Raw genomic sequence first — 4,791 nt, forward strand, 5'->3', positions numbered from 1 at the left:
TCAGTGTAAAGGTTTAGACGAACATCGAGAACGAAAACGACGACAAAAGGAGGAAATAATGAAACAACTTCAAACACAATTATTTACATGAAACTGTCAAGAAAATTATTCCGGACAGCAGTGCGCGAAGGCGGGAATCTAGTGACTTTGTCTTAAAGGGAACGACGACACTGGGTTCCCGCCTTCGCGGGAACGACAGCAAAAATAATTTAAGATCGTAGTGAGACTGTTTCAATCTAGTTCTTCATAAAACCATATAAAGCATCCAATACAGCATCAGCTTGTTCACTCATCATCGAATGTCCACAATTTTCGATGATATGAATTTGTTTATCGCTGATCGCATTCGAAAGCAAAGTACTGGCTTTAACTGGAGTCATCATGTCTTGACGCGCAAATAAAAACAGCGTCGGGCATTTTACTTTTTTCGCTGCTTCTTCACCGTTCAAATACGTATTGCAAGCAGTGAAGTCATTGAAAAAAACTTGATCGGGATTGATCGCGGAGATTCTTTGCATTAAGCGCATACTGCCATTCATCACCGAGAAACCAGGACCAGGGCAAGACGGCTTATGTGCATTACTGCTATGAGAGAAAATATTCACCATATCAATCGCTGATTGCTCATCATGCTGCGCTGAAAACAATAAGGCATCCGACACTTTCATCGGAAAGGCAGTGCCGAGCAATGCTAGTTTTTGTATGCGCTCAGGTGCAATGCTGGCCGCCTCTAATGCGATCAATGAGCCCATACTGTGACCAGCCACATAGGCTTGTTGCACACCACTGAGCTCGATCAATTCTAATAGCCAATGTGCCAGTTTCTCCACGCTGCTTAATGCGGGGCCGGCACTGCGGCCATGACCCGGTAGATCAATCGCCAGCACACTAAATCCATGATGAGCTAAATAGCGCGATTGCATTGCCCAAACCGAGTGATCGTTTTGTGCACCATGTACTAAGATGATGGTTGGTAAATTCGGATTGAAGGCTTTGCCACCTGTGTACGCATACACTTCTTTACTCTGTATCGTCAGATGCATCTTATTTGCCTTTCTGTGCCATTTTTAAACCACGGGCGAGATCTTCTATCAGATCATCGACATTTTCTAATCCGACAGAAAGACGGATCGTGCCTTCGCTGATGCCGGAAGCTGCTAACTGTTCAGCGGGTACACGGAAGTGTGTCGTGGAAGCTGGATGAATCACCAAAGATTTTGCGTCGCCCACATTCGCTAGATGCGAGAAAACTTTCAAAGATTCGACAAAGCGTTGACCCGCGGCGCGATCGCCTTTGATATTGAAACTAAAGACCGAACCACAACCTTTCGGCAGTAAGGCTTTGGCGAGTTCATAATCGGGATGGGATTCTAATTCTGGAAATGCGATGCTATCAATCGCAGGATGCGAAGATAAGAATTCAACCACCTTGCGTGTATTGGCAACGTGTCTATCCATACGCAACCCCAGCGTTTCTATGCCTTGTAAAATTGCGAAGGCATTATGTGGACTCATGCAAGCACCAAAGTCACGCAGACCTTCACGCCGGGCTCTTAATGAAAATGCGCCGACCGTCGATTCTTCGCTAAATACCATGCCATGAAATCCCTCGTAAGGTTCACACAACTCTGCGAAGCGACCTGTTTTTTCATAGGCTGCTTGCCAGTCGAATGTGCCGCCATCGACTAAGACGCCGCCAATTGCGGTGCCGTGTCCGCACAAAAATTTGGTCGCCGAGTGATAGACCAAATCCGCGCCGTGTTCAAATGGGCGTAATAAGTAAGGCGTGGTGAAAGTAGAATCGAGCATCAGTGGTAGGTGGTTTTCATGTGCGATTTCTGCGATGGCGGGAATGTTGAACACATCCAAACCTGGATTGCCTAAAGTCTCGCCGAAGAAAACTTTGGTATTCGGGCGTATCGCATTACGCCAAGCGTCAAGATCGCGTGGATCGACAAAAGTCGTTTCGATTCCAAAACGTTTCATGGTGTAAGCCAGCAAATTATGCGAACCACCATATAGCGCGCGCGAAGCAACGATGTGCGAGCCGGCACCAGCAATCGTTGATAATCCAAGATGTAGCGCTGCTTGCCCGCTGGCGACCGCAAGGCCAGCGACACCGCCTTCTAGTGCAGCCATGCGCTCTTCTAAGACCGCATTGGTCGGATTGGTAATGCGGCTATAAACATGTCCAGCGCGTTCCATATTGAATAAAGAAGCCGCATGATCAGAGTCCTTAAATTCAAATGAAGAGGTGAAATAAATAGGTGTTGCGCGTGCTCCTGTGTCTGGATCGGCTGCAGCGCCGGCATGCAATGACATGGTGTCAAAGCCTGGGTATTTTGGACCGCTCATAAACTGGTATTCTCCCTAATTGGATGCCGACATCCTACGCACTTGGCATGTTTTTGAAAAGACTTGACTTAGCTTTCAATTTCGTCAAACCACAGTTAGCCTGAGATACTGCATTAATTCAAAAATACTTGTTCTTTATCACTAGATTTTTCTGGATGCTTGCGATACATTAGATGAAAGAAAGCAAAGACAAGTAGGCTGAGTCTTGAGTGTTTGACAGCATATTGGCCGTAATGCATTACCAGATCGGAGGAATAAAATGAAAGTTTCTGAAATTCTGCAAGTGAAGGGAAATATTCTCTTTACCATTACGCCTGATACACCGATGAAAGAAGCGGTGAGCTTTATGGAAGAAAAAGACATCGGCTCTTTGATCGTCATGGAGTTCGGTGATCTGGTGGGGATGCTAACTTTCCGCGAAGTCATACGTGCGGTACATAAAAATGGTGGTGCGCTTGGCGACGGTACAGTACGCAAATATATGGATGACCACCCAATGACGGTAACCCCTGAGACCGAAGTGAATGAAGTACGTCGTATGATGTTAGAGAAACATTCACGTTATTTGCCGGTAATGGATGCAAAGACCTTGATGGGCGTGATTTCGTTTTATGATGTTGCGCGTGCCGTATTAGAAGCACAAAGTTTTGAGAACAAGATGTTGAAGGCCTACATCCGCGATTGGCCTGTTGAGGATGAAAAAGAACAGTCATAAATAGTGCGAAACCCACGATGCGAATTGTGGGTTTTTTTTTGCCTATCCATTTTACGAGGGGATGATTTGATAGATTAAATTTTAAGAAAGACTATGTTAAGTAAGGAATATTAATAAGTAGTGTAGTTAAGTTGAGTGAATTGTTGAGTGAATATCAGTTTGAGAAATCCATAAAAATAAGGAGAAGCATATGCAGGTAGCCATCATCGGTGCAGGTTTAGCTGGATTAACCGCAGCCCGTCAATGTCAGGCACAAGGACATCATGTCACTGTGTATGAAAAAAGTCGTGGCGTCAGCGGACGTATGAGTACACGACAAACCGAACTCGGTGGCTTTGATCACGGTGCACAATATTTCACCGCGAGTTCAGATCGCTTCAAAAAAGAAGTCGCTGATTGGCGTAAATTGGAATGGGTAGTACCTTGGGAAAGTAAGTTAGTGAATCTTGATCATGGAAAAACAAGCGCCGTTGCCAAGGGTACTCAACGTTTTGTGCCTGTGCCTGGCATGAGTTCGCTAGGCAAGCAATTAGCACACGGATTAGATGTGCGCCTAGAGCAGCAGGTGCTTGCATTAGAAGCCCATGGTGATCAGTGGATCTTATCGGTTAAAACCGAGGACATTCCGGTCGCTGCATCTGCAGGTCCATTTGATGCGGTGATTATGGCGATTCCACCAGAACAAGCCTCTGCTTTGTTGAAAGACCATGCAAGTTTTAGTCAAACAGTGACAGGCGTGCATTTGCAGCCATGCTGGGTATTGATGCTGGGTTTCCAACATCCTTTAAATCTGGATTACGACGGAGCATGGGTGGCGAATTCTCGCCTGGGATGGATTGCTCGCGATACGTCTAAGCCTGATCATCGTGCCGGTGAACGTTGGGTCTGCCACGCCACTGCCGCTTGGAGTATCGAGCATTTAGAAGATGATCATGAGCGTGCGAAAGAAAAGTTATCTAAGGCTTTTCATGAAGCGACCGGGTCACCTATTCAAGCCATTCACGCAGTCACACATCGTTGGCGCTATGCGCAGGCCGATTCGCCTTTAGCTGAATCGTTCTTGTGGGATGCTAAGGCGAAAATTGGGGTGTGTGGTGATTGGTTTTCTGCTGGGTTGGAGGGCGGTGGGCGAGTGGAGAATGCGTTTTTGAGTGGTTTGGGGTTGGCGCAGGAAATTGGGTGATTGTGGTGGATTGTTGATGATGTAGTAGCGTGTGCAGGATTTTCTGCCCACGCGCGAGTTCGCTTTATTTGTAAATGAGTTTTTTCATTTTACTTCCCATATTTATTGTTACAAAAACTCATCGTTCACAGGTCGGGTGTGGCCCGACAGCCACTGGCCTTCGGCTTCTCAATTGTGCAAGACAAAAAATGGGAAAGCTTCGAAACTCGCTACGCTCAGACAACGAAGCTTTCTTTATCCATTTTCTGTCTCGCACAATTGGCAGTGTCAGAAGTGGGTGAAGATCAAAAGCAGAGTCAAATGCAAATTCAAAAGCAGTGACCATCTACCGCTAATAGAAAAATGTAAGCCGGTAGATTAAGTTGCACCTCTCAGCTAAGCCTAGTTACATCTATCGTCATTCCCGCGAAGGCGCACTGCTGTCCGGAATAATTTTCTTGACAGTTTCATGTAAATAATTGTGTTTGAAGTTGTTTCATTATTTCCTCCTTTTGTCGTCGTTTTCGTTCTCGATGTTCGTCTAAACCTTTACACTGAA

General features: G+C 45.9%; 4 protein-coding genes. 2 read left to right on the forward strand and 2 right to left on the reverse strand.

Annotation, left to right across the window (positions count from 1 at the left end; translation table 11 throughout):
* Positions 1 to 236: 236 nt before the first annotated feature.
* Both ACFFJH_RS18040 and ACFFJH_RS18045 read right to left on the reverse strand, forming a co-directional pair.
* On the reverse strand, positions 237 to 1,043 hold the full coding sequence (locus ACFFJH_RS18040) for an alpha/beta fold hydrolase (RefSeq protein WP_390214369.1): 807 nt from the start codon (positions 1,041 to 1,043) through the stop codon (positions 237 to 239).
* A 1-nt stretch (position 1,044) separates the two neighbouring features.
* Positions 1,045 to 2,355, reverse strand: coding sequence for an O-acetylhomoserine aminocarboxypropyltransferase (locus ACFFJH_RS18045; protein ID WP_390214370.1), 1,311 nt, complete (start codon positions 2,353 to 2,355; stop codon positions 1,045 to 1,047).
* A gap of 259 nt (positions 2,356 to 2,614) precedes the next feature.
* Between ACFFJH_RS18045 and ACFFJH_RS18050 the strand changes: the two genes are divergently transcribed.
* Positions 2,615 to 3,070 (forward strand): CBS domain-containing protein, encoded by a 456-nt coding sequence (locus tag ACFFJH_RS18050; protein WP_189344221.1) that lies wholly within the window; start codon positions 2,615 to 2,617, stop codon positions 3,068 to 3,070.
* Positions 3,071 to 3,260: 190 nt separating this feature from the next.
* Complete coding sequence (locus ACFFJH_RS18055) at positions 3,261 to 4,253, forward strand: NAD(P)/FAD-dependent oxidoreductase (protein WP_390214371.1); 993 nt, start codon at positions 3,261 to 3,263, stop codon at positions 4,251 to 4,253.
* Positions 4,254 to 4,791 lie beyond the last annotated feature (538 nt).

Origin of the sequence: Affinundibacterium danionis (assembly GCF_042432465.1) — a bacterium.
GTDB classification, from domain to species: Bacteria; Pseudomonadota; Gammaproteobacteria; order Burkholderiales; family Burkholderiaceae_D; genus Undibacterium; species Undibacterium danionis.

Excerpts from the sequence above, each read along its gene's own strand:
- ACFFJH_RS18045 (WP_390214370.1), bottom strand. The coding sequence starts at position 2,355 with ATGAGCGGTCCAAAATACCCAGGCTTTGACACCATGTCATTGCATGCC.
- ACFFJH_RS18050 (WP_189344221.1), top strand. The coding sequence starts at position 2,615 with ATGAAAGTTTCTGAAATTCTGCAAGTGAAGGGAAATATTCTCTTTACC.
- ACFFJH_RS18040 (WP_390214369.1), bottom strand. The coding sequence starts at position 1,043 with ATGCATCTGACGATACAGAGTAAAGAAGTGTATGCGTACACAGGTGGC.
- ACFFJH_RS18055 (WP_390214371.1), top strand. The coding sequence starts at position 3,261 with ATGCAGGTAGCCATCATCGGTGCAGGTTTAGCTGGATTAACCGCAGCC.